The 26,810-nt window shown below is 37.1% G+C and carries 14 protein-coding genes; 10 read left to right on the top strand and 4 right to left on the bottom strand.

What is annotated here, in order from left to right; all coding sequences use genetic code 11:
• Positions 1-333 precede the first annotated feature (333 nt).
• Both VIO64_RS16220 and VIO64_RS16215 read left to right on the top strand, forming a co-directional pair.
• A complete protein-coding gene (locus VIO64_RS16220) occupies positions 334-7,197 on the top strand; it encodes a DNRLRE domain-containing protein (protein ID WP_331920120.1) in 6,864 nt (2,287 codons plus the stop codon).
• A gap of 137 nt (positions 7,198-7,334) precedes the next feature.
• Positions 7,335-7,937 (top strand): hypothetical protein, encoded by a 603-nt coding sequence (locus tag VIO64_RS16215; protein WP_331920118.1) that lies wholly within the window; start codon positions 7,335-7,337, stop codon positions 7,935-7,937.
• 1,011 nt (positions 7,938-8,948) lie between these two features.
• Here VIO64_RS16215 and aroA read toward each other — a convergent pair.
• Genes aroA through aroF form a run of 3 tightly spaced genes read right to left on the bottom strand, consistent with a single transcriptional unit; the run spans position 8,949 to position 12,398 of the window.
• The gene (aroA, locus tag VIO64_RS16210; RefSeq protein ID WP_331920116.1) at positions 8,949-10,229 is read right to left on the bottom strand and encodes a 3-phosphoshikimate 1-carboxyvinyltransferase; all 1,281 of its coding nucleotides are present in this window, start codon (positions 10,227-10,229) and stop codon (positions 8,949-8,951) included.
• Between the two features lie 56 nt (positions 10,230-10,285).
• Complete coding sequence (locus VIO64_RS16205) at positions 10,286-11,383, bottom strand: prephenate dehydrogenase (RefSeq protein ID WP_331920114.1); 1,098 nt, start codon at positions 11,381-11,383, stop codon at positions 10,286-10,288.
• Entirely contained in the window at positions 11,373-12,398 is a 1,026-nt protein-coding gene (aroF, locus tag VIO64_RS16200) for a 3-deoxy-7-phosphoheptulonate synthase (RefSeq protein ID WP_331920112.1), read from the bottom strand. The genes VIO64_RS16205 and aroF overlap by 11 nt, the downstream gene beginning before the upstream one ends.
• Before the next feature lie 780 nt (positions 12,399-13,178).
• Here aroF and fusA point away from each other — a divergent pair.
• From fusA to VIO64_RS16170, 6 genes are all read left to right on the top strand, one after another.
• A complete protein-coding gene (fusA, locus tag VIO64_RS16195; RefSeq protein ID WP_331920110.1) occupies positions 13,179-15,266 on the top strand; it encodes an elongation factor G in 2,088 nt (695 codons plus the stop codon).
• A 256-nt stretch (positions 15,267-15,522) separates the two neighbouring features.
• On the top strand, positions 15,523-15,999 hold the full coding sequence (locus tag VIO64_RS16190) for a CtsR family transcriptional regulator (RefSeq protein ID WP_331920108.1): 477 nt from the start codon (positions 15,523-15,525) through the stop codon (positions 15,997-15,999).
• Positions 16,000-16,044: 45 nt separating this feature from the next.
• Positions 16,045-16,536, top strand: a complete 492-nt coding sequence (locus tag VIO64_RS16185) for a UvrB/UvrC motif-containing protein (RefSeq protein WP_331920106.1) — start codon at positions 16,045-16,047, stop codon at positions 16,534-16,536.
• A gap of 173 nt (positions 16,537-16,709) precedes the next feature.
• The gene (locus VIO64_RS16180; RefSeq protein ID WP_331920104.1) at positions 16,710-17,747 is read left to right on the top strand and encodes a protein arginine kinase; all 1,038 of its coding nucleotides are present in this window, start codon (positions 16,710-16,712) and stop codon (positions 17,745-17,747) included.
• Positions 17,748-17,752: 5 nt separating this feature from the next.
• Complete coding sequence (locus VIO64_RS16175) at positions 17,753-20,209, top strand: ATP-dependent Clp protease ATP-binding subunit (RefSeq protein WP_331920102.1); 2,457 nt, start codon at positions 17,753-17,755, stop codon at positions 20,207-20,209.
• Positions 20,210-20,383: 174 nt separating this feature from the next.
• Positions 20,384-22,699 carry a leucine-rich repeat protein gene (locus VIO64_RS16170; RefSeq protein ID WP_331920100.1) on the top strand — a complete coding sequence of 772 codons (2,316 nt, stop codon included), beginning with the start codon at positions 20,384-20,386 and terminating at the stop codon, positions 22,697-22,699.
• Between the two features lie 46 nt (positions 22,700-22,745).
• Here the strand turns inward: VIO64_RS16170 and VIO64_RS16165 are convergent, their stop codons facing one another.
• Positions 22,746-24,002, bottom strand: a complete 1,257-nt coding sequence (locus VIO64_RS16165; protein WP_331920098.1) for a glycosyltransferase family 2 protein — start codon at positions 24,000-24,002, stop codon at positions 22,746-22,748.
• Between the two features lie 220 nt (positions 24,003-24,222).
• Between VIO64_RS16165 and radA the strand changes: the two genes are divergently transcribed.
• Entirely contained in the window at positions 24,223-25,584 is a 1,362-nt protein-coding gene (gene radA / locus VIO64_RS16160; protein WP_331920096.1) for a DNA repair protein RadA, read from the top strand.
• A gap of 82 nt (positions 25,585-25,666) precedes the next feature.
• Positions 25,667-26,749 (top strand): DNA integrity scanning diadenylate cyclase DisA, encoded by a 1,083-nt coding sequence (gene disA / locus VIO64_RS16155; RefSeq protein ID WP_331920094.1) that lies wholly within the window; start codon positions 25,667-25,669, stop codon positions 26,747-26,749.
• Positions 26,750-26,810: the final 61 nt, after the last annotated feature.

Here is a 26,810-nt window from a genome sequence, read left to right as displayed (position 1 = left end):
ATCGTATTAAAGGATATAAACTACTTCCAATCCTTATTAATAATATTTCAAAGGTGGAAGATTATAGCAAACAATCTGTAGGATGAGAAAAACCACGTAAAACTAAGCTACCGAAATTCTACGGAAGCTAGGACAAGCTCAAAAATTAAAATCTAGAGTGATTTCTTCATTATTGATAAGCAGTATCCTTATAGGTCTTATTCCAGCCAATGTTTTTGCTAATGATAATGTAAATCTAGACAACATAAAGCACCCCCTGCAAAAAGCCATAAAATTATAGGTGAAGATGTAGGTAAGAGAGGTACTAATGTAAAGCATTTCTTAGAAGACGATATGACGTTTACAGCTGCGGTATATCCGTATCCAGTCCACTATAAGAATGGAAACAAGTACGAAGATATTGATAATTCTCTTATATCTGAAAAAGATGTATCTGGTAACCAATACCTTTCAAATAAAGCAAATGACTTCAAAATAAAGATAGCAAAATCATCAAATTCAAATAAACTTGTTAATATCAAAAAAGATAAATATGAGTTGGCTTGGGGAGTGGAAAATATTCAAAAAGCAATTGCCCAAGTAGAATATGATAAAACCGATTCTGATATACTATCAGAAAATGATAAAAAAATGGTTCTGCCAAATTTGTCATATACTGTTTGTTTCGAAAATGTTTTTGATAACACTGATTTGAAATATCAAATAGAGTCAAGTTCAGTAAAAGAGAATATAATACTTAAGGATAAATCAGAAGGTCAATTAGAGTTTAGATTTGATCTAGATGTTAAAAATCTAAAAGCAACTCTTTTACAGGATAATACAATCGAGTTTTATGATGAAAAAGATTCAAGCATAAAGATATTTTCTATAGCAGCTCCATTTATGTACGACAAAAATGGTGAAGAAAGCAAGAATATAAGCGTTTTGCTTGATGAAACCAAAAAAGGATACACATTGACAATAAAACCTGATATTGACTGGCTTAACAGTTCAGAACGTGCTTATCCTGTCACAATTGACCCAGACGTAACTACACAGCTTAGCACTGCATATATAGATGACAGCTATGTAAGTGAAGCTTCGCCAAGCACAAACTACTCAAATAGCAATTTGTATGTAGAAAATTCAGCATCCGGAACAAGGAAATACTCATATTTAAAGTTTGTTTTGCCAAGCTTATCATCAGCCGATATAGTAACAAATGCTACGCTTTCATTGAAGAACATTTCAACAACTGGTGGCCAAATTGATCTGTTAAAAGTTACGAGTGCATGGACAGAAACAGGTCTGGCATGGAGCAATAGGCCGACAGATGATTATATTACTACCGACTATAAATATGTTCAATCTGCGACATCAAATCAGTGGGATATAACAAAACTTGTAAACGGTTGGTATAGTGGTGATATTGAAAATAATGGGGTAGTTTTGAAGTATGCAAAGGATGGGACTAAAAGCGATGCTTCAAGTTTTTATCCCAGCGAAGATCTAAGTATGATTAATAAACCATATATAACATTGAATTATATTAACCATGCAGGACTTGAGGGCTACTGGACATATCATTCAAATGATGTAGGACGAGCTGGTACTGCTTATTTAAATGATGCAAATGGAAATCTGGTTATTGTGCATGATGATTTAAGTTTAAATGGTAACAGAATGCCATTATCCATCAAACATATCTACAATTCAGCCTATAAGAATACCAATAATGGCTTTGGTTATGGATGGAACCTAAACCTGAAACAAACACTTGTAGGTAGTAATATTGGAGGAATTCAGTATTATATTTATACTGATGAAGATGGTACAAAACATTATTTTTCTGATTATGGATCAGGATTTGTTGATGAATCAGGATTAAATCTTTCGCTTACAATTAATGCTAATGGAACTAAAAGAATCAAAGATAAGGTAGATAATTATTTGGATTTTGATTCTGGAGGAAAGCTTACAAAAATTACAGATAGTAATGGTAATTCAATAATAATAGAGTATTCAGGCCCAAATATTACTTATGTAACTGATGCTGCCGATAGAAAGGCAAAATTGAATTATGATGTAAATGGAAACCTTTCAAGTATTGAATATCCTATCGGAACAGTGAAAGAATCATTTGATTATGTATCCAATGAATTAAAGACAATTACTTATCAAGATAGTAAGCAAAGTAATTATACCTATAAAACAGAGATTGCTGGAAATGACCATAGAATTGAGACGATTACAGATCACACTGGCTATAAATATACATATTCATACTATTTTACTACAGATAAGGTTGGAATAATAAAGGAATCCAATTCATCTACAAATGGTCAAGAAGTAGGCATTAGTTATACTGCAGGGCAGACATCTTTTAAACCAGCGTATCCACATCCTAACAAGCAAAGCTCTATTTATCAATTTAATAGTTATGGTAATACAGTTAGCACTATTAATAATTTGATGGATGCTACATATTACCAGTATGAGGATCCAACAGACTTGGTAAAAAGAAATAAGGTAAAAGTTCAATCCAAGCTGCAGGTTCCTGTAATGAATAAGGTGAGTGATTCGGGAAGCTTTGGAACAACTGATGATACATACTGGGGAGTATATAACGAAAATAATGCAACCGGTATAACAAGCAGCGGTTCATCAGTTGAATCAATATATTTTGGAGCCGGTGCATTTAAAGTAACAAAAACATCGGCAGGTACAGGCCGTTTTGGTTTAAAACAAAACTATAATCCATCAAATTGGGCTTATGCTACATCATTGAAAAGAGGTAAAAGATATACTTTATCAGGATTCATTAAGAGTGATGGAGTTTCAAAGCAGAGTTCAACAGGCGGAGCTTGCATATCTGTCCAGTATACAGATAATAGCAATAACCTGGTTACTTTGGATTCACAATACATAAACGGAACAAATGACTGGCAAAGAGTGGATAAGGTATTTGATACTCCTATACAGACAGGATCTAGCGACAGTATTACTGTATATGTAATCATGTCAATACTTAATGAAACAGGAACAGCGTACTTTGATAACTTGCAGATAGAAGATGGTGCTGCCTTAAATAGTTATAACTGTATTGAGAATCCAGATATGACTTATACCGATACTGTCAATAATGTTCCATGGTATATGGAAAGGATCAATTGTGAAACCAGGGATGGCGTTGATAACTATACTACAGGGTCAAATTATCCGCAGAAACTTGACAACAAATGTTTCAAAATTTATGGTGCGACCAATATAGCAAAAGCACTGAGGTCAAAAATAAATACTGGGGCTAACGGTAAATCAGGGGATGTGTTTTCCGTGGGATGCTGGGCTAAAGGTACGTCGGCACCTGGAACAAAGATGGATTGGCCTATTTCAACGACAGACAGAGCATTTGGTCTTGAAGTTAAGTTTATGAATGGTACTGAAGTTGTGAACAGTGATTATTTTCCATGCAACCCTTATACCAGTGATTGGCAGTATGTTTGCGGCAGAGTTCAGGCATTTGGTGATTATACTAGTATTGTTATGACAGCATGTTATTACAATAATTTAAATATTGTATATTTTGACGGATTCCAGCTCTATAAAGAAGAATTTGGATATTCATATACATATGACAATAAAGGTAATGTTTCTACTGTTACTGGTCTAAATCAAGATAAAACCTCTAATACGTATAATGCGACAAATGACTTGACTAATAGTTTAAGTCCAATGGGAAATGAGACTAGGACAGATTATAATAATCATAACCCATCAAATTCAAGCTCAACCGAAAATATGACAAGCGAAACACTTTATGATAACTATTTTAACGTAAGAAGAACAATAACTGGTGATGGAACAAATGTAATAAAAACATTATCAGAATATGATACAACAAATAATTATCTTAAAACTCAGGTTGATCCATTGGGAAGATATACAAATTACAATTATGATACAGTAAATGGAAAACTTGACTCTATAAGTCAGCTTGAAAGTGTTACAGGGGCTGTTTATAGTACGACATCGTATGGGTATGATACTTTAAACAGAATAACTTCAGTTACTAAAGCTGTTAATGATAATGGCACTATGAGAAACGTAGTTAATGAATACTCAACGAAGGATGCAAATCTTAATGAAACAGATAATTTGACTAAAATAACTCATAATGGCTTTAATTATAACTTTAACTATGATTTGTTAAGAAATCTTACTACTGTAAGCGTAGGGGCACAGCCGCTAATTACAAATAGCTATGATCCTAATACAAGCAGGTTAAATAGTTCAACATACGGCAATGGAGATGTTGTGGGATTTGATTATGATGAGTATGACAGAGTGATTGCAAAGAAATATAATGGTGATGCTAGATATAAATATTCATATGACGGAAACGGTAAACTGTCTTACTATGAAAACCGTACAGATTTGGCAGCAAACAGCCCAAGTAGAAAGGATTTCAGATATCAATACGATGTATCAGGTAGACAGACCAAAGTTATAGAATATGCCGGCTCTAATACAAACACAACTAGCTATGAATATGATATTGAAAACAGACTGGGAAGAACAGAGGAAGTGGTCAATAATAGCAGCTACCACACAGGGTACATATATGACAAGTCAGGAACAGAAAAGCAGACATACTTTAACACATACAGCAAAAACGATGGAACTGTTGAATACTTCCCGTTAAATAATAACTTAAACGGTGCATTGGGGACTAAACCTACAAGTCAAAATGCTTCCTTCGCAAATGACGAATACAGCATTCCAATGCTGGCTGCTTTTCAAGGAACAACAAACCTATTAGGGGCAGACACTTCCTTTGAAAATGGCCTGCAGGGATGGAATATTGGAGCAGGAGCAGCTAGAACAGTATATGACGGTGTTGATGGCAGTAAGTGCCTTGAAATGTATAACCAAACACAAAGCACAGCTCCAGTGCAAGCTTCTGTAAATAAAAGTTATACATCATCAAGTGCATTAGCTACAACAAACAATTATGTGGTAAGTATCCAACTGAAAACCTTTAAGACAGTAGGGCATAATGCATGGATTAAGGTAATTGGTCTTAATCAGAGTGGTGTAGAAACAACAACTATTGTAAACGCACCTCTAAACATAAATTATGATGGTCAGTGGATGAGAATAAGCACAGATAGCTTCCAGGCACCAAGCGGCACATATGGATTGAAAGTACTTGTGGGATGTGATGTTAGCGGTAAGCAGCTAGTTAGGGTTGACAACGTCCAATTGGAGCAAAAATCATTTCCTACTACTTATACTTCTTATACAAGTCCGGGCACAAAGGTTACTTACAAGATTCCAACCTTATCAAAGACTTCCGGTACTTTTAGTGCATGGTTTAATCTATTATCCAATACATCTCCTGCTGTTGGTGAAAAGTGGTATGTATTGACTAATGAAGTCAAAAGCGGAAGTACTGTAACTGCAAACTTATCAGTATATATTAATAATAATAAACATTTGATTGTTGAGGCAAAAGATACAGGTGGAACAACTAGAACATTTGATCCAGGTATAACAATAGATTCTTCAAACATTAGATCTCCTTTACCTCCTGCTTTCCAGTGGTATTTTATGGCATTAACCTGGCAAATTCAAGGAACAACTTTAACTGGTAGTCTGAATATTAGGAGTAAATTTGGTACACCAACATACAATCTTCCAATAAGCATACCTAACATTGCAAATTTTGATGGTGCGACTACTGCAATAGGAAGTGACACATCAGGAAATAATCAGTTGAATGGACTTATCGGCTCTGTTGCTTATTCTAAAAATATGCTAAGCACAACAGATATAAATAATATGTATAATGCCGGTAGAACAGCTTCAATAAATAAGGTATATGATGAATTGGGAAGGCCAAAAGAAACAACAATATTTACTGGAACTGCTGGAACAAGCAATGATAATTATTATAGAACCACATACAACAGTTACCAGAATAATATGAACGAGGCAAACACAAACGGTACAACTACTCTGCTCACAGGTATGACATATGGAATTACAAACGGTGGTATGCCTAAGAGTATAGCTTATACATATGATATTAAAGGAAATATTAAATCTATAATAGCAGATAAGACCATCACTTATAAATATAATGAGTTGAATGAACTTATCAGAGAGGATAACCCTTACTTGGGTACAAATGGCTTAACGATTGTTTATGACTATGACCTGGGTGGAAATATTAAAACCAAAAAGGAATATGGTCTATTAAGCCCAAGTGTTGAGCCCTCCGGGACACCTCTAGCAACTCGTACTTATACATATGACAGTGTCTGGAAAGATAAAATGATTGGTTATGATGGAAAGACTTTTGATTATGACAGCATTGGAAACCTGAGACACATATACCAAGGTGCAAATACACTATACACTTATGATTGGGAAGAAGGCAGAAATCTCAAGGCGATAACGGGTTCAGGACTGTCTACGGCATATAAATATAATGATAATGGAATTAGAACTGAAAAAACAGTTGGTAGCACAACAACAGTCTACCACCTTGATGGAGACAGAGTAACATATGAGGACAATGGAACTGATAAAATCTATTACAGATATGATGCAAGCGGAATGCTTGTAAGCATGAACTTAAATGGTGCTGAGTACTTCTATGTTAGGAATGGTCAAGGAGATATAATTGCACTAGTTGACAAATCAGCTATAGAGAATCCTTATAGGTATAGAGGTTATAGGTATGACACTGAGACAGGACTGTATTACTTGCAAAGTAGATACTATAACCCAGAATGGGGGAGGTTTATCAATGCGGATTCATTTATGGGTAATAAAGGTGAAATATTAAGCCATAATCTGTTCGCGTATTGTTTGAATAATCCAGTAAATTATTTAGACCCTGATGGAGAATTTGCATTCGTACTTGCCCCATTAGCAATTATCGCTATTAAAGCAGCTGCTGCAACTGTCCTAACAGCAGGTGCAATAATTCTTACTTACGAAGCGTGGGAAAAGGCAAAAGATATTATTGCCAAACATAAGAAAGGTTCAATTAACCAGAAGTTTCCTAAAGAATATTATGATAAAACGATAGGTGAAATAGAAAAAGACGCTAAAGCAGGAAATAAAAACGCAAAGGCGGCAAAAAAATTACTTAATGACAAAGATTTTGATAAGGGTTCTAATTCTAATAGGTCAAAGAAGGGAAAATAGATTATAGTTGCTAGTGCTTTTGAACATAATTTATTTCTAAGAAATGAATTATGCAAAATGCACTTCATATTTATTAGCTGCTTAACAAAATGAATTTCTAGAAATTTATTTTGTTAAGCGGCACTAGGAGGAGAAAAGTGAAAGAAGTTAATAATTTGATAGAACTAATTTACACGTTCTATCCACAAAATTGCAGATATTCAAGTAATTATTACAAAAAATCAATTGAACATAATAAATATATTGATGTTTTAAAAAATTCAAAACGTCGAAGACTATTAAGTGAAAAATGCTATGAAATCATCAAATCTGTGTTTTTCGAAAACTATATTACTAAATGGACAAACACTGAATACCCTAGTATACATTTTTCTGCATTGTTACATAAAAATCAACCAATACTAGATGATGATTTAGAACTTTTGAACGTGTTAAATGGTAGACGTATTGACTTGGAAATTTACATTAGTTTATTAGGAGATTATTTTTATACGTATATTGTTGAAACAAGGAAAAGTTTATTAAATGATGACTTGCAATTTAATTATTATGATGAAAAAGAATTTTTGGAAAGTTCACAAATAAATAATTTAAATAATAAATTATTCTCTATTGGGTTTACAAAATTAGATAAAAGTATTGTTAGTATAAATGTCCCGAATATTGAAACAGAACTTTTGTATGAGGGAGAAGTAAAAATTTTTAATGCTTTATTTTCAGATGTTAATAGGAATTTTTAAGAAATGGAGGTTTGCGACAAGGGACGGTTCTAACTTGTCGCATTTTTTTTGTATAACAAGTGGACGGGGACGATTCCCTCGTGACTCTTTGTTACGTTAGAGCTGCTGAAAAAGGGTGTATTCCTGCTTTTCAATTTCCTGTGCAACTTCCGACACAACCTCTGCAACGGTATTAACAACTGTCTTCGGCTGTACTTATAGTGTTCCCGGCTTTGTTCTTACGTTTATACATGTTTAAAATTTATTGATAATTCGAACAAATTTCCAGTCTGACGAAAATGCCTGAAATACTTACGTTTTAGTTCTTTAGTTCTAAAAAGATTTCCAAAAACAGGAGATTACCAGATTACCAATCGCAAAAAAATATATTCAAGACAAGTGCTCTTTTTAGCAAAAAGTTCGGCACGCAGAAGTTTTGCCGGAATGAATTTTTCCTCTCTGCATTTGCGGGTTAAAACTGTCAACAGATTTCCCGAAAAGGAATCCCTGATTTTTTAACCTGTGATAATAAAGAAACAAGAAATAATTGATTTAAATTAATGGATGAGTTGGCAAGAAATCGGCTTTTAAGATGGATTGTATGAGAATTGCATGATTGCCGAAGAAAAATTTATATTTTCCGTATTATTTACAAAATAAAGGGGCAATTGGTTCCTTTTTTTGAAATCATTAATTGATTAATACAATTAAACAATTAAGAAACAAAACAAACAGCCGATTGCAAATACAGCACAATTATTAGCCATTACAACTGGTTGTTTTGCCCAACATGAGCAAAAACATGGTGGCTAAAGGTAAATGATGAATGGATGAATGAAAAAGCATAGAGCAAAAAATATAAATATTTTCGTTGAACAACTATAATTGAGTAATATAAATCAAAGAAAGTTATGTGTATAGGTCCTTGATTTTTACATATCGAAACAGGCACTCCTTGAAAAGGAATGCCTGTGAAGTTACTAAACCTAATGGTATGCTTATACACAGAAATCACAAATTTATCACTACATCCTATAAATTATTCAAAAGAGGGAAGAAGTCAGGGAAAGCAAGGTCAACAACCTGTGCTTTTCTTATCATTGTTTCACCCTCTGCGTAAAGGCCTGCAATAGACATTGACATAGCTATTGAAGCGTCATTGTAGCTTTCTATTATGGTTCCGCGTAAAGGCTTGCCGCCTTCAATAACGAGACCGTCATCAGTTTCACGAATGTTGGCACCAACCTTTGAAAGTTCTGTCACTATAGCTTTAACCCTGCCGGATTCTTTGATCTTAAAGCCTTTGAGGTTTTTGATTGTGGTTGTACCCTTAGCTTTAGTTGCAGCAACTGCTATTATGGGGATTTCATCTATAAGGCGGGGAATAATATCACCCTCAATATCACAAGCCTTCAAGTCGGACGAAACAACCCTTATGTCGGCAACCTTTTCATTGCCGGCCATTCTTTCGTTAAATATTTCTATTTTTGCACCCATTTTTTTATATACATCTATAAATCCGGTTCTTGTCGGATTGAAACCAACGTTTTTGATTGTTATATCGGAGTTTTGAGTAAGAAGACCGGCTGTAATAAAATACGCAGCTATTGAAATATCACCAGGAATTTCAACTTTCTGTGCGTAGAGATTTTCTATTCTGCGGCTGGTTGCGGTTAGTCCGTCTACCTTAATATCTGCACCAAAGTAATTTAGCATGAGCTCAGTATGATCCCTGGTCTTTACGGCCTGGACTATAGTGGTTTCACCTTCTGCATAAAGCCCGGCTATTAAAAGAGGGGACTTGATTTCGTTATTGACAAAGGAGAGCTCGTATTTAATTCCCTTTAACTTTGAGGGAGATACCAATAATGGACATAGATTTCCATCCTCCCTGCCGGTTATGTTAGCCCCCATTTGACGAAGCGGCTTAACTACCCTTCCAACTGGCTTTCTCTGGGCGGAGTCATCCCTCACAACAGTTGAATTGTATGGCTGACCGGCCAGTATACCAAGTAAAAGCCTGATTGAAGTACCCGATTTTCCGGTGTTTAATGGAGAATTTGCAGGATGGGGCTTTAAGCCGTAAAGGCCGTTGCCGTGCACTCTTACCTTGTTGCCAGGAAGAATTTCAATTCCAACCTGCATTTTTCTAAAGCAGTCAATGGTACTTAGACAATCCTCTCCCATCAAGAAGCCTTCAATTTCAGTGGTACCCTTTGCAAGTGCACCAAACATGATTGCTCTGTGGGAAATGGATTTATCACCTGGTACAGTAATTTCTCCCCTTAGAGAATCTCTTTGCTCGATCAACATTTTGCATTCCCCCGTTCTTATAGTGAGTTGGCTGTTTGCTACGACGTATGCGGCTTTTAAATACAAGTAGCCTTATAGCCGTTATTAATTAAGACCTCATATGCAGCATCAAGGCTACCTGAATCAGGTAGTGTAACTTTTAAGCAGCCTTGCTGGAATTCTCTGTTATTTAATACATTTATATTTTTTATATTTATTTTATTGCTACCAAGTAGTGTTGCAATTTCACCAATATGTCCAGGTTCGTCTACAACATCAATCAGTATGTCATACTGAGGGGTAATCAAGCCCCTTTTGTGATTTGAAAATGTGTCTCTGTAATCTTTTGCGGATCTGAAAAAATCCATAATAGCATGGGAATCATCTTCTTCCATTGATACTTTAAACTTTTTAAGTAATTCGACGTAAAAGTCTAAAATTCCTCCAATTTGGTCCTTGTTACTTAAAACTATATTTTCCCACATTTCCGGACTTGAGGAGGCAATCCTTGTAATATCTTTAAATCCCCCTGCTGCAAGGAGCTTCATTTTGCCGTCCTCTGAATCCATACATCTTACCATATTTACCAAAGTTGAAGCTATTATATGTGGAACATGGCTTATGCAGCCAGTGGCTTTATCGTGTTCTTCGGCACCTATTCTTACCGGTATTGCTCCGATTTTATTAACAATATCGGTCATAAGTTCCATTGAATAATCTGTAGTTGTTTTGCTTGGCGTTAAAATATAAAACGCATTTTCAAATAAATGGGTAAAGCCTGCATCATAACCGGTACTTTCAGAGCCTGCCATAGGATGCCCGCCAATGAACAAGGGGGGATTATCCATCTTGTTAATATATGATATTATTTCTGACTTTGTGCTACCTACATCGGTTAATATGCATTCTGGCCGGACCTTATCCTTCAATAATTCTATATACTCTATGGCACGCCTGACAGGAGTACAGATAAATATAATATCGGAATCATAAACATGCCGGTTTAATTCGTTAAAACCCCGTGAGATTGTTTTGTCCCTTAAGGCTGAATCTATTGATTCTGAGGTTCTGTTAACAGCGGTTATATCAGTAATACCAACACGTTCCTTAAGTGCTCTTGCAAGTGATCCCCCTATAAGGCCAAGGCCTATAATTGTGACCTTCTTATCCACCATATTTAAATTCTCTCCCTAGTATTTCGGCAATTTTTGAAATATCTTTACACAAATCGTCAAAGGCGGCAGGAGTAAGCTGCTGTGCAGCATCTGACAAGGCACATTTGGGATTTGGGTGGACTTCAACTATAAGACCATCGGCACCTGCAGCTATAGCAGCCTTTGATAGCGGTGCAACGTATTGGGCTTTTCCTCCCGCATGGCTCGGGTCAATAAATACGGGCAAGTGGCTTAAGCTTTTTAAAACCGGGACAGCACTAATATCAAGAGTATTTCTTGTGGCAGTTTCAAATGTGCGTATGCCCCTTTCGCAAAGGATAACATTGTAGTTTCCTTCACTCATGATATACTCGGCGGCATTGAGCCATTCATCAATTGTAGTAGACGGACCGCGTTTGAAAAGAACTGGTTTCATTGAACGCCCGACCTCTTTTAACAGATAAAAGTTCTGTACGTTCCTGGCACCGATTTGGAACATATCTACAAACGATGCTGCCGATTCTACAGCTCTCTCACTGGTAACCTCTGTTATAAGCAGAAGTCCTGTTTCATCCTTTGCTTCCTTAAGATATTTGAGGCCTTCTTCTTCAAGCCCCTGGAAAGCGTAGGGAGATGTTCTGGGCTTGTATGCCCCTCCCCTTAGGATTTGGGCACCTGATTTCTTTACAGCACGGGCTGCTTCTAAAATCTGCTCGCGGCTCTCAACAGCACAGGGACCAGCCATCATTACAATTTTCTTGCCTCCGATTTTGACTCCGCCTACATCTATAATACTGGATTCAGGTCTGAAAGTTTTGCCTGCCAGTTTATATGATTCAGCAATGGGAACAAGTTTTTCCACTCCGGTCATCAATTCCAGCGGAACATCGTTTAATAGCCTTTTATCACCTATTACTCCAATAATGGTTCTTTCCGTTCCCTTGGAGATATGTACCCCCAGGCCTAAGGATTCAAGAACCTTTGATACTTCGTTTATTTCAGATTCCTTAGAACCAGGCTGCATTACTATTACCATAGACATCTATCCTTTCAAAATTATTAAATACTGTGAAAATAAAAATTTCAATGTACATGAATATGAAATGACAATTACTTATATATAACACCAATTATGCTTTTTAAGCACAAATACTTAAAGGAATAGCAATTTATTTGGAAAGTTACTTTTTGATCATGACTAACATGAAAAGTGTATCACCTTTAATACAGCTTGTTCCACTTAAATTGTTAGTTTTAATTTACAATATAAAAAGCGGGGTTGTCAAGCAATTATTTAGGTACGCAATAATATAAAAATTGGAAACTCAATTGACTTTGTTAAATAATATTATATAATTATTTATATAGGATCTTTTATTATAATATATGATTTTCTATAAAATTTTACATACTATCAAAACATACAATAAGAAGCTTGAAAGATGCTAGTATTTTTTGTATGAATCTTACATATTTATTGTCAAGTGATATTATTTTTTATTTGTTTTATATATAACTTAGGTTTAAATAATAACACGGCAGTATCCATATTTTCCACAGGGTAAAATTACTAAATTTAAAAGTGTTAATAATCTTACATTTGACAGAGCAAATAACGAACGGTTTAACGTGATTTGCGATAGACAAATGTAATAGATTAATCATTTTTAAATATTTTAAAAGTAAAAACGGATTCCTTAAAGCCCGGTACTTATATATAAATATATAGGTTGGTTTTGGCTACATTTTAGTCTCCGTATGGGATACAAAAGACGCACTGCGTTTTTGGATTATAAAATCTAAGGGGGTATTTAAAATGAAAGAGTATACAAGTGATAAGATAAGGAACGTTTGTCTCATGGGTCATGGCGGCTCAGGAAAAACTACTCTTGCCGAAGCTATTATGTACAATACCGGAGTATTGGACCGGTTTGGAAAAATTGCAGACGGTACTACTGTTTGCGACTATGACCCCGAAGAAATAAAGAGAAAAATATCAATAAGCACTGCAATAGCACCCTGTGAATGGAAGGACATCAAGATCAATCTTATAGACACTCCAGGGTATTTTGATTTTGTGGGGGAGGTTAAACAGGGAATAAGGGTAGCCGATTGTGGACTGATTCTTGCTCCGGCAAAAGGCGGTGTTGCTGTCGGTACGGAAAAGGCCTGGGATTATGCCAGAGAGCAGGGAATACCCATAATGCTTGTAGTCAGTAAAATAGATGAAGAAAATGCAGATTTCTTTGGTGTTGTGGATCAAATGAAGGATATTTTCGGAAAGAGCATTATTCCTATACAGATTCCCATAATGGAAAACGGAAAATTTACAGGTTACTTGGATATGATAGATATAAAGGCTAAGAAGTTTGAAAAAGATAAGCTTGTTGATATTCCTGTACCTGAGAGCCTTTCAGACAGGATCAGGGAGATAAGAGACATGATGGCAGAGGCAGTAGCAGAGACAGATGAGGACCTTATGAATAAGTTTTTTGCCGGTGAGGAATTTACCCATGATGAGATGTTAAAAGGCCTAAAGAAAGGGATTTTAGACTTGTCGGTTACTCCGGTTCTGTGCAATTCAGCTATAAGCAATTCAGGTGTACAGTATCTTATGGATACGATTGTTGAATACATGCCTTCTCCTGTGGATAAAGAAATAGTAAACGCAAGGAAGGGCGATGACAACACTGTAGAAATAAAGGTTGATCCTGCATCTCCCTTGTCGGTCCTTGTGTTCAAAACCATTGCAGACCCGTTTGTTGGCAAGATGTCCATGTTGAGGGTGTATTCCGGAACTTTAAAATCAGATTCAACAGTGTTTAATGCAGGAACAGAAAAAGCTGAGAAGATTGGTCAGCTTTTTGTTATTAGAGGCAAAAAGCATGTTCCCGTTGACAGGCTTATTGCAGGCGAAATTGGTGGCGTTGCAAAGCTTCAGCATACAAATACAAATAATACATTGTGTGATGCCGGAAACAGTATAATGCTAGATATGATAGAATTCCCTGAGCCTGCCATTTCACTGGCAGTTGAGCCTAAAACCAAGGGGGATGAAGAAAAAATAAGTGCAGGACTGCAAAAGCTTCAGGATGAGGACCCGACCTTTAAGGTATCCCTTAATACCGAAACCCACCAGACTATTATTTCAGGTGTTGGGGAACAGCATCTCGATGTAATAGTAAGCAAGTTGAAAGCTAAATTCAATGTATCTGTAAACCTTGCCAATCCAAGGATACCATTTAGAGAAACAATAAAGAAAAAGGTCAAGGTTGAGGGAAAACATAAGAAACAATCGGGAGGGCACGGGCAGTATGGCCATGTCTGGATAGAGTTTGAACATGGTGATAAGGAAGACCTGGTGTTTGAAGAAAAAATATTTGGCGGTGCTGTACCCAGGCAATATTTCCCGGCCGTGGAAAAAGGGTTGAGGGAGAGTATATTAAAAGGTGTTCTCGCAGGATATCCTGTGGTTAACCTGAAAGCCACATTAGTTGATGGATCATACCATACAGTAGACTCATCGGAAATGGCGTTTAAAATTGCGGCACACATTGCATATAAAAAAGGCCTTGAGCAGGCAAGTCCCACTCTTTTAGAACCTATTTGCCGCATTGAGGTATATGTGCCCGATAGCTACATGGGAGATATAATAGGTGATTTGAACAAGCGAAGAGGCAGAATACTAGGTATGAATCCTCAGGATAAAGGCATGCAGCAGGTTGTGGCAGAAGTGCCTCAGGCTGAAATGTTCAAATATGCAACAGATCTCAGATCCATGACCCATGGCAGGGGATACTTCAAGATGTGGTTTGAACGTTATGAAGAAGCACCGCCTCCTGTGAGTGCAAAGGTTATTGAAGAAGCCAAAAAGCATATATCCGAAACTGAAGGATTGGAATAATAGAGTAATGTTAAAAAAGAAAAGCTGCATTTTTGCAGTTTTTCTTTTTTAATAAAAATGATAGATAAGCACAAACATTTATGATTAAAATGTTAGTATTTGGGGATATAATTTATATTAGGAAGAGAACTATAGTTTTTAATGTCAAGGTTGCAAAATCACATCGTGATTTTGTTTATAAAAGCCTTGAATATATTAAGTAAATTAGTTATAATATTAATAGTCAAAGAAAGTCAAAATCAATGAGGTGGTTTAGATGGCAAGAATGAGTGATTTGATTGAGGAATTTTTAAAGCAGCTGATGACCGAGATGAATGGTGTAATTGAGATACAGAGAAATGAACTGGCAAATCATTTTAATTGCGTGCCGTCCCAGATAAACTATGTTATTGATACCAGATTTACAACTGAAAGAGGTTACTATGTTGAAAGCCGAAGGGGCGGCGGAGGTCACATCCGGATTAAGCGTATCAATATGACTAATCAGGGAGCGTATCTCATGCATATAATATCATCGATGGGAAATAGTATATCACAGCAAAATGCGGAGATATTCATAAACAATTTTGTAGGCTACGACATGGTTACCCAGAAAGAAGGGCTCATTATTAAAGCTGCAATAAGCGATAAGACGCTTTGCAGTGTAAATCCTAAGGACAGAGATTATTTGCGTGCTGTAATTTTGAAAAACATGTTAATGAGTCTTATAACAGGATCACCAGGAAATGACTAGTATCTTTTTATTTGACTTTAAACTATATAAGAGGTGGTGTTAACAATGATGTGTGAAAACTGTCAGGAGAGAATTGCTAGTGTACACTTTACCCAAGTTGTCAATAATAAAAAAGTGGAAATGCACTTATGCAAGCAGTGTGCAAAGGAAAAAGGGCATCTTAGTTTTGGTTCGACTATAGATATAGATGATTTTTTGAAGGGGATTTTCGGAATAGGTAACAATTCATCTTATTACAATCCGGGTCCTGCAAGGCTTACATGCGATAAATGCGGGATGACCTATGAAGAGTTTCAAAAAGTCGGTAAATTCGGATGTGCAAAGTGCTATGAAATGTATGGAGATGGGATTAAGCCTTTACTAAGAAGGCTTCACGGAAGTATTGAGCATCATGGTAAGGCACCTAAACTGACAGGTGAGAGCCACAGCATATCCAAAGAAATTGATAAGCTTAAGGCACTTTTACAGCAGGCAATAGAAAAAGAAGAATATGAGAAGGCAGCTGAGATACGGGATAAAATTAAAGGTCTGGAATAGTTGTACTTTAGTTTATGATATATAATGCCGATAATATTGAGGTGATTGGATAATTAAGGCAATACTCGGCTGATCAATTGGAGGTACATAATACTACCGGATAATCTTATTCACTGCCTTGTATTTTAATATATTATACTTGAATAATAGATATGGAAATGGGAGGGGAGTTTATGTTCGGAAGTGAAGCTAAAAATATACCTGAGTCTGATATTGTAATGACCAGTAGAGTGAGGATGGCCAGAAATATTAATGAATACCCTTTTCCGGTCAGAATGGACTTTGATCAAAGCATCTTTATTATAAATAAGATTAAAGAAATAGTGTTTAATAATAAAAGCGATTTGGCAAAAGATTTTCTGTATTTTGAGCTCCAGAAATTAAACAATATAGAAAAACTTGTTTTGGTGGAGAAACATCTAATCAGCAAGGAATTGATGGACAATAGAAAATTAAGTGCTGCGATTATAAGCAAGGATGAGAAAATCAGCATTATGATAAATGAAGAGGATCATTTAAGGATACAAACGATGTTACCGGGTATGCAGCTTGATGAGGCTCTGAATTTATGCAACAAAACCGATGATATAATAAGTGAAAAGGTTGAGTATGCATATGATGAAAAGATTGGGTACCTTACAAGCTGTCCGACCAATATAGGTACAGGGATAAGAGCGTCTGTGATGCTGCATCTTCCGGCAATAACAATGTCAGGCTACTTGAAAGGCATATTGGAAGCCTGCGGCAAGATTGGCGTTACAGTCAGGGGATTGTACGGAGAGAACACAGAGGCTTTGGGAAATATGTTCCAGGTTTCAAACCAGGTTACATTAGGCCAGTCGGAAGAAGAAATAGTTTATAACATTAAAAATATAACAAAGCAGATAATTAATCAGGAAAGAGCATTGAGGGATGACCTTTATAAGCAGAATACATTTATGTTTGAGGACAAAATTTTTAGGTCCCTTGGTATCCTAAAGAATGCTAGGGTGTTGACATCCGAAGAAAGCCATAAGCTTTTATCCGATGTTAGACTTGGAATAGATATGGGAATTATTAAGGACGTAGACACTAAGACAATAAATGAGCTCATGGGAGTTATACAGCCAGGGAGTTTGCAGGTATTATTGCCCAATTCATCGGGCCAGATGGAAAGAGATGTTGGAAGAGCTGAAATTATCCGCAAAAAATTAAACAAGACAAAGGAGTGATTTGAATGTACGGTAGATTTACAGAGAAAGCAGAAAAAGCTATAACCCATTCACAGGAAAGTGCTATGCAGCTTGGACATAATTACGTAGGAACAGAACACCTTTTACTCGGTTTGGTCAGGGAAGGTACCGGAATTGCTTCAAGGGTACTGCAAAGCCAGGGCGTAACCGAAGAAAAAGTTTTAAAGGAAATTGAAGAGCTCATAGGAAAAGGTGAACAGACAGGGGAGCAGCCTTTAGGATTTACACCAAGGACGAAAAGAGTTCTGGAGCTAAGCTTTAAGGAAGCAAGAAGAATGGGTCAAAACTATATAGGTACTGAGCATTTGATACTTGGAATTATGAAAGAAGGGGAGAGTGTAGCGGTAAGGATACTTATCGATTTGGGGGTTGATCCGCAGAAGCTGATAAACGAGATCAGTAAAATGCTTACTGAAGAGGCACCAGGTTCTGCAGGAGAGCCTAAGAATCATAGTGCAAATTCAAACACTCCTACACTTAACCAGTTTGGCAGGGATTTGACAGAAATGGCAAGAGAAGATAAATTTGACCCTGTTATTGGCCGTGATAATGAAATTGAAAGGGTTATCCAGATCCTTAGCAGAAGAACAAAAAACAATCCTTGCCTAATAGGTGAACCAGGAGTTGGAAAAACTGCTATTGCCGAGGGTCTGGCACAAAAGATAGTTGAAGGAAATATTCCTGAAATCCTTAAGGACAAAAGAGTGGTGACCTTGGATTTATCTTCAATGGTAGCAGGTGCAAAGTACAGGGGCGAATTTGAGGAACGTCTTAAAAAGGCCCTTGATGAAATAAGAAAAGCCGGGAACGTTATTTTATTCATAGATGAAATGCACACAATTATAGGTGCAGGTGCGGCTGAAGGAGCTATCGATGCCTCCAATATTTTAAAGCCATCCCTTGCAAGGGGAGAGATTCAGGTTATAGGTGCTACTACTCTTGATGAATACAGGAAACATGTTGAAAAGGATGCTGCACTTGAAAGAAGATTCCAGCCTATTACTGTTGGAGAGCCTTCGGTAGAAGAGGCAATAGGAATATTAAAAGGTGTAAGGGATAAGTATGAGGCTCATCACAGGGTAAAAATAACAGATGAAGCCATTGAGGCGGCAGTTAAGTTTTCCGACAGATATATTACGGACAGATTCCTTCCCGATAAGGCTATTGACTTGATTGATGAAGCAGGCTCAAAGGTAAGGCTTAAATCCTTTACGGCACCGCCTGACCTTAAAAAGCTGGAAGAGCAGTTTGAAAAACTCAGAAAAGAAAAGGAAGATTCTATAAGGTCCCAGGAGTTTGAAAAGGCGGCAAGGATCAGGGACGAAGAGCAAAGGTTAAAGAGCGAGCTGGAGAAAGCTAAAAATGATTGGTACCAAAAGAGCCAGGTAAAGACCGACACAGTTACTGAGGACCATATAGCGGAAGTGGTTGCAAGCTGGACCGGTATACCGGTTAAGAAGCTGGCAGAGGAAGAGACTGAAAGACTTATGAAGATGGAGGATGTCCTTCACCTTAGGGTTATCGGTCAGGAAGAGGCAGTTAAGGCAGTATCAAAGGCAATAAGAAGAGGTAGAGTAGGTCTTAAGGATCCTAAGAGACCTGTGGGATCATTTATTTTCCTCGGCCCTACGGGGGTTGGTAAGACAGAGTTGTGCAAGGCTTTAGCGGAAGCTCTATTTGGAGAAGAAAATGCAATGATCAGGATAGATATGTCTGAATACATGGAAAAGCACAGCGTATCCAGACTTGTAGGATCACCGCCGGGGTATGTGGGTTATGATGAAGGCGGTCAGCTCACAGAGAAGGTAAGAAGAAAGCCATACTCAGTAGTGTTGTTTGATGAAGTTGAAAAGGCACATCCCGATGTGTTCAACATTTTGCTCCAGATACTTGAGGATGGACGTTTGACAGATTCACAAGGCAGAACTGTAGATTTCAGGAATACAGTTATTATAATGACATCAAACGTCGGAGCAAGAATGATTACAGAGCCTAAAAGACTTGGATTTGCATCACCCAATGAAGAAAAGTCCAAAAACTATCAAACAATGAAGAATAACGTTATGGGTGAACTGAAGAATACATTTAAACCGGAATTCCTTAACAGGGTTGATGAGATAATTGTATTCCATCCATTGGAAGAGTTGCATATAAAAGAAATAGTTAAGCTTATGATAGACGGACTGGCTAAGAGACTCAAGGCAAACGACATTAAGCTTGATGTATCGGATAAGGCACTCGATATTCTAGCAAACAAAGGTTATGACATGGTATATGGTGCGAGGCCTTTAAGAAGGGCAATTCAAAGTCAGGTTGAAGACAGGTTGGCTGAGGAAATCCTAGAAGGAAGGATTAAATCAGGAGATAATGTGCTTGTTGATTCCGATGGAGAAAATCTCACATTCACCAATAAAGTAACAGAAAAAAGTCCTGTAATTTAATAAAAGCAGCATAGATTGAGGAAGCTCCAATGATTTGAAGGGGCTTCCTTTTTGTGTTGTGAGAAATTATGGTGTACTTGACACTTATATTGAAGGAACCTTCAAAAGATGATAAACTGTATAATACAGCACTTTAAATTTGCATTACATTTCTTTAATTAAGGAGAGAGTTACATGTCTAGGAACTCTAAAAGCATCAAGATTGGATTGTCGCTGATTTCAATAATTGTTTCAATGGTTTGCTCGTTTTTTATAATCAATACATATGCTTTAGCGGATAACGCTACAAAAATCATAAAGGTTTTTGTGGACGGCAGAGAGCTTGACCTTGATGTGCCGCCTGCTATTATTTCAGGAAGGACTCTTGTGCCTCTAAGAGCCATATTCGAGTCTTTAGGGGCCGATGTGAAATGGGATGCCGGAACTAAAACTGTTACAGGCATAAAAAATGACACAACAATAGAATTGACAATTAATAAAAAAAATGCCTTCATAAACGGCAGAGTCACGCCTATTGATGTGCCGGCTTTGATAGTCAAAGGTAGAACTCTTGTACCGGCAAGGTTTGTAGCGGAGAGCCTCGGTACTGATGTGGAGTGGAAAAGTCAAGACCGGGTTGTAGAAATTGTTATGCCTAAGGCAATCCGTTTTACTGATACAAACTTGGAAGCGGTTGTAAGAACCCAAATAAAAAAGCCGGTTGGAGACATTCTGACCAGCGATGTAAAAAATATAGTTGAATTGGATGCTGCAGAGAAGGGCATAGTTAGCCTGGAAGGAATAGAGTATTTTACCTCCATAAGGGAACTTGATCTCGAAAGCAATAAGATTAGGGATATAAATAAGCTTTCAGCACTCAAAAACCTTAATTATCTCTATCTCTCAGATAACTGTATATCGGATATCAGCGGCTTAAAGGGATTATCAAATTTAAAAATGCTGGCACTACAAGTAAATCAGGTTTCTGATATCTCATCATTAAGCGATCTGGCTGATTTACACGGACTTGACCTGGCCCAAAATCAAATCAGTGATATCTCGCCCATTAAAAGTCTTACAAATCTTGAAATGCTAAATCTTTGGAGCAACCCTATTTTGGATATAAGCGTACTTAAGGAGCATAAATCCATAAGAAAGCTATATCTCCTTGCATCAAAAGGAGATATAGTGGATGATGCACTCTTCCAGAAGTATGAGCAAATGGGGGCAAAGGTTCGGGAAATAATAGGATCGCTAATAAAACCCGAAATGACTGAATATGAAAAGGAATTGATACTCCATGACTACCTGGTTACCCGAGTTAAATATGACAAGCAAAATTTAATTAACGACACGCTGCCGGATGAGACTCATACTGCTTATGGAGCATTGATTAACGGAATTGCTGTTTGCGACGGTTATGCCAGGAGTTTTCAAATTTTAATGAATGCAGTAGGGATTGAATGCAGTATGATTGTCGGAGATTTTGACTCTCTTAACGGCACATTATCACCGTCTAGGATAACAAGATCTAATGGCGAAAAGTGGAAACATGCATGGAATATAGTCAAGATAAACAATAATTACTATCAGGTGGATGTTACAGCTGATGATCCGGTATCGAATGATGATACGGAGATATTGAGCCACCAGTATTTTAATATATCCGATAAACAAATGGGAACAGATCACAGGTGGGATAGAAGTGCATATACCCCATGCGTTGAGGATAGTGAACTTTTTAATTTGATAGCTAAAGAAAGAAAAAACCTTATAATAACAAATGACAAGTATTACTACATCAGTCCTGAGAGTGGCATAACAAGCATAAACTTTGATGGCAGCAGTGAGATGAAAATTGTACAGGATAAAGTTTATGAGATTGTGTTGATGGGAGATTATATATACTATATTAACAACAGTGACAAAAACACACTGTACAGGGTAAAAACCGATGGAACATCCAAAACCAAGCTTGGAAATACAAAGGTTGTAGAAATAGATAAAGGCAGTGACAACAGCATTTATTTTATTGCTGACTATAAAATCAACAAGGTAGGTCCTGAGGGGGAAAATCAGTCACAGCTAAACCATGATGATGTAGTTTCGTGGGTACTTGTCGAGGGCAATGAGATTTTCTATAAGGTCTTCAATTTTGATTACGGAGCGAGGCTTAAAAAGGCAGACCTAAATGGCGGTAACAGTATAGAAATTGTTAGGGATGAGCCAACAGGATATATTCTGTCCAGCAACGGAAGAAATGTGGACTTTTGGTATACCCATTATGAGCATGTATTAAACGGATGGATATACTATGTTAATAAAAGTGACTCTAAAAGCATTTACAGAGTAAAACTTGATGGATCTGAAAGGTCCAAAGTTTGCAGTGACTCAGTTGATGATGGAAATGATATAGAGATTTTAGGAAACTATATTTATTACAGAAATTCTAATGACGGCAATAAATACTATAGAGTAAATCTGGATGGCAGTAACAGGCAGGCAGTCTAATGCTTTACTGAACCATCGGCTTTCAACATCTGGAGGAGGGAGAAGCTTAGGCTTCCTCCAGATCGCTGATGGTTATTTCACGGGTGTGGGTAGTGTGGTCCCACTCCTTATTATTTTTGCTTAAAAATCCTTCTATGGTAATTGGTACCCATGTGAGGCAATAAAAAGGATAGAGGAGAAAGCCAAGTATTGTTTTGTTGTTAAACTTCTTTTCTGAAATGACCACAAGGGGTCCGTAAAAAAATTGGAGTACTACAAAAACATTCCACACTTCTACGGGAAAGACGTATTTAAGGCTAAAAAACGGCGATGTCGGGTAAATAAGTTGAATCCACATCATAATGGTAATGAGCCCGATAAATATGAATCTGATGGGCTGGAAAAGGTACAAGGCACAATCAAAAGCCACTAAGTTTTGCTCCTTGAAGGCTTTTTTAAACAAGGCACCTAAAAATCTTGATGCACAGTCTGCGTGTCCCTGCATCCATCTCTTTCGTTGATTCCAGGATTGCCTTAGTGTAAGAGGTTTTTCGTCATAAACAATTGCATTATGTGCCCATGCTACCTTCATTCCGTTTAATGCAAGCTTCATGGTAAACTCCAGATCTTCTGTGAGGCATGTTGCTCCCCAGCCTATCTGTTTTAAAACCTTTGTTTCAACACAAAAGCCGGTGCCGCAAAGTCCGCAGCTTAAGCCCAAATAATACCTGGGCAGCTGGAATATTCTGTTGGAAAGCCAAAATGCTATTGAATAGGAGCAAGTAATCCATGAATCAAAAGGGTTTTTGCTGTCTATGTAACCCTGAACTACCTTATGACCCTTGCACAGCTGCTTGTTCATTTCCATTAAATAATTTGATGAAACAAGATTGTCAGCATCAAAAATGCTTATGGCATCATAATTTTTTTCCATATCAAATATCTTCTCAAACATCCACTCAAGGGCAAAGCCCTTTCCCTTTAATTCGTTATTTGAGCGGTTATAGACAATTGCACCATGCTCTGATGCTATTTTTGCCGTATTGTCGGTGCAATTATCTGCGACTACAAATATATCATAAAGCTCCTTTGGATAATTCTGTTTCTTAAGGCTGTCTATGATATGTGCAATAACCAGTTCTTCGTTGTGAGCGGCTATAACCAATGCAAACTTTTTTGATGGTCCATAGTCTTTATAAGAATCTTCTTTTCTTTTTATCCAGCCGAAAACTGATATACCGAAGTAGTAGCAGCCTGCCATAAAAATCAGAATTTGGATAATCTGGGTTGATAGATATACAAAGCTGTTAAATATGGACAACATTCATTTCCTCCAGTATAAATATTTAATTTCATTTCATATAACCCTATTATTTTGTACTTAATAATAGAAAATATTTAATAAAATTATATAAAAATTTGTGGTATAATAAATTAACCTATATATTCTTTTGCCTGATTGCCGATAATTATACAGAGGAATGACTAAAATTTTACTTTTATATTAGTCATTACAAAGGAATTTTTAAGTGAAGGAGTTTTAGATGGCAAAAAACAAATCATTATACATTTGTCAAGAATGCGGCTATGAGTCTTCCGGCTGGCTGGGTAAATGCCCTGCCTGCAGTCAATGGAACACATTTGTTGAAGAAGTTTCAAAGAGTGGATCAAAAAATAACAATATAGATATTAAGAACATTAAACCCGTAAGTATAAATGATGTCAGTTCCCATGCAGAAGAACGATACTGTACAGGATTTAAGGAAATTGACAGGGTTTTAGGAGGCGGGCTTGTTAAGGGATCCCTTATATTGGTCGGAGGAGACCCGGGGATTGGTAAGTCTACATTAATTCTTCAGATATGCAACAGCATGGTTTTAAATTCCAATATATTATATTTTTCCGGTGAGGAGTCCATAGGGCAAATTAAAATAAGAGCAGACAGGCTTTCGGTAAAGAACAGCAAGCTCCTAATGGTATCGGAGACAAGCTTTAATACAATTGAGGCTGTCATATTAAAAGAAAAGCCTGGGCTTGTTATAATAGACTCCATACAAACAATGTTCAGCGAGGACATAACCTCAGCACCTGGAAGCGTAAGTCAAGTTCGTGAAGTAACCGGAAAACTTATGAGGATTGCTAAGGACAATGGTATATCCATTATAATTGTCGGGCATGTTACTAAAGAGGGTGCAATAGCAGGCCCCAGGGTCTTAGAGCACATGGTTGATACTGTCCTGTATTTTGAGGGGGACAGGCATATGAGTTACAGGGTGCTTAGGTCGGTTAAGAACAGGTTTGGATCTACAAATGAGATAGGAATATTTGAAATGAGGGATACAGGACTTGCTGAAATAGATAATCCATCAGCCATTATGTTGTCAGGGAGACCTGTAAATGTACCGGGATCAGTTGTTGTAGCAAGCGTGGAGGGGACTCGTCCCATGCTTATTGAGGTACAAGCTCTGGTAAGTCCGACAAACTTTGGTATGCCAAGGAGAATGGCTACCGGCATTGACTACAACAGAATAACTTTGTTAATGGCGGTTTTAGAGAAAAGGGTAGGGATGCAACTAGGCAATTTTGATGCTTATGTAAACGTAGTTGGTGGTATAAAGATTGATGAACCTGCCTGTGATTTAGGGTTGATTATTGCAATAGCATCAAGCTTCAGAAATCAGATAGTTGATCCTGATTGTGTGCTGATCGGAGAAGTAGGCCTTACAGGAGAGGTAAGGGCTGTAAGCCATATTGATAAGAGGGTAATGGAAGCTAAAAGGATAGGTTTTAAAACATGCATTATACCTTCCGGAAATAAAAAAATAATTAAGCAGATTAAAGATATAAGCGGTATAGAAATAAAAGCAGTTGAAAATGTAAAAGAGGCTTTGGATTTGTTGGTTTGATGCAATGAGAACCGGATAATAAAATTATAAATTATTTAAATTTCGATATTTCGGTATCTATTAGGTGCTGGAGGATAGGATTATGAGAGAAGACAGATTAAAGGATTATGAGCTTTTGGAAATTTTAAAGATAATGGCACCTGGGACTCCGCTGAGGGAAGGCCTGGAAAATATTTTGAAGGCTCGGACGGGGGCACTTATTGTTATTGGCGACTCCAGCGAGGTTATGAGCCTTGTAGATGGGGGATTCTTTATAAATAAGGAGTATTCGCCTGCCCAGCTTTATGAGCTGGCTAAAATGGATGGTGCTATAATTATCAGCAAGGATTTGAGGAAAATCCTGTATGCCAATGCTCTTCTTATACCTAACCCTTCAATACAGACGGAAGAGACGGGCACAAGGCATAAGAGTGCCGAAAGAGCGGCAAAACAGTCGGGAGAAATTGTTCTGTGCATATCCCAAAGAAGAAATATAATCACTCTATACAAGGGAGATTGCAAGTATATACTTAAGGATACGTCCATGCTTCTTGTAAGGGCCAATCAGGCCCTTCAGACGCTGGAGAAATATAACTCAGTACTTATAACTGCATTAGGGAACCTGAGTGTACTGGAGTTTGAAGACAATGTTACCCTTGATGATGTAGCCTATGTTATTCAGAGAACCGAAATGGTAATGAGGATAGTGGCTGAGGTGGACAGGTATATTTGCGAGCTGGGAAATGAAGGCCGTCTTATAAGGATGCAGTTGGAAGAGCTCCTTGTAAATGTAGAGGAAGACGTTCGGATGGTTATTGAAGATTACATGGTCCGGAATGATTTAAAGACATCCGAGGATATCCTCACAATGATAAAGAATTTTGACGATGATCAGCTTTTAGATCTCACAAACATATGCAGTGCACTTGGGTATAGTCAAAGAGAGAGCACAATTGTTATGAACGTAACGCCTAAAGGATTCAGGATTATGAGCATGATTCCAAGGGTACCCATGACTGTCGTGAAGAATCTTTTGGAAAAGTTTGTGAATCTCCATGGAATATTAAAGGCTACTCCCGATGAGCTTGATACTGTTGAAGGAATAGGGGAGATAAGAGCCAGAGCTATTAAGGAAGGGCTTAAAAGGGTTCGCGACCAGTTGATGCTGGACACCAGAAGGTTTTAATTTGAGGATATTTTATTCATTCACTAGGAAAAATACTGGAATTTGCATGGTTTAAGTGATA

The sequence above is a fragment of the Pseudobacteroides sp. genome (assembly GCF_036567765.1).
GTDB lineage: Bacteria > Bacillota > Clostridia > Acetivibrionales > DSM-2933 > Pseudobacteroides.
The sequence above is the reverse complement of the archived record's forward strand: the minus strand, read 5'-3'. Positions and strand labels throughout refer to the sequence as shown.

Coding starts and splice junctions, on each gene's coding strand:
- VIO64_RS16170 (WP_331920100.1), top strand. CDS start 20,384: ATGTCTAGGAACTCTAAAAGCATCAAGATTGGATTGTCGCTGATTTCA.
- VIO64_RS16180 (WP_331920104.1), top strand. CDS start 16,710: ATGTTCGGAAGTGAAGCTAAAAATATACCTGAGTCTGATATTGTAATG.
- radA (WP_331920096.1), top strand. CDS start 24,223: ATGGCAAAAAACAAATCATTATACATTTGTCAAGAATGCGGCTATGAG.
- VIO64_RS16185 (WP_331920106.1), top strand. CDS start 16,045: ATGATGTGTGAAAACTGTCAGGAGAGAATTGCTAGTGTACACTTTACC.
- VIO64_RS16165 (WP_331920098.1), bottom strand. CDS start 24,002: ATGTTGTCCATATTTAACAGCTTTGTATATCTATCAACCCAGATTATC.
- disA (WP_331920094.1), top strand. CDS start 25,667: ATGAGAGAAGACAGATTAAAGGATTATGAGCTTTTGGAAATTTTAAAG.
- VIO64_RS16190 (WP_331920108.1), top strand. CDS start 15,523: ATGGCAAGAATGAGTGATTTGATTGAGGAATTTTTAAAGCAGCTGATG.
- VIO64_RS16220 (WP_331920120.1), top strand. CDS start 334: ATGACGTTTACAGCTGCGGTATATCCGTATCCAGTCCACTATAAGAAT.
- aroF (WP_331920112.1), bottom strand. CDS start 12,398: ATGGTAATAGTAATGCAGCCTGGTTCTAAGGAATCTGAAATAAACGAA.
- VIO64_RS16205 (WP_331920114.1), bottom strand. CDS start 11,383: ATGGTGGATAAGAAGGTCACAATTATAGGCCTTGGCCTTATAGGGGGA.
- VIO64_RS16175 (WP_331920102.1), top strand. CDS start 17,753: ATGTACGGTAGATTTACAGAGAAAGCAGAAAAAGCTATAACCCATTCA.
- aroA (WP_331920116.1), bottom strand. CDS start 10,229: ATGTTGATCGAGCAAAGAGATTCTCTAAGGGGAGAAATTACTGTACCA.
- fusA (WP_331920110.1), top strand. CDS start 13,179: ATGAAAGAGTATACAAGTGATAAGATAAGGAACGTTTGTCTCATGGGT.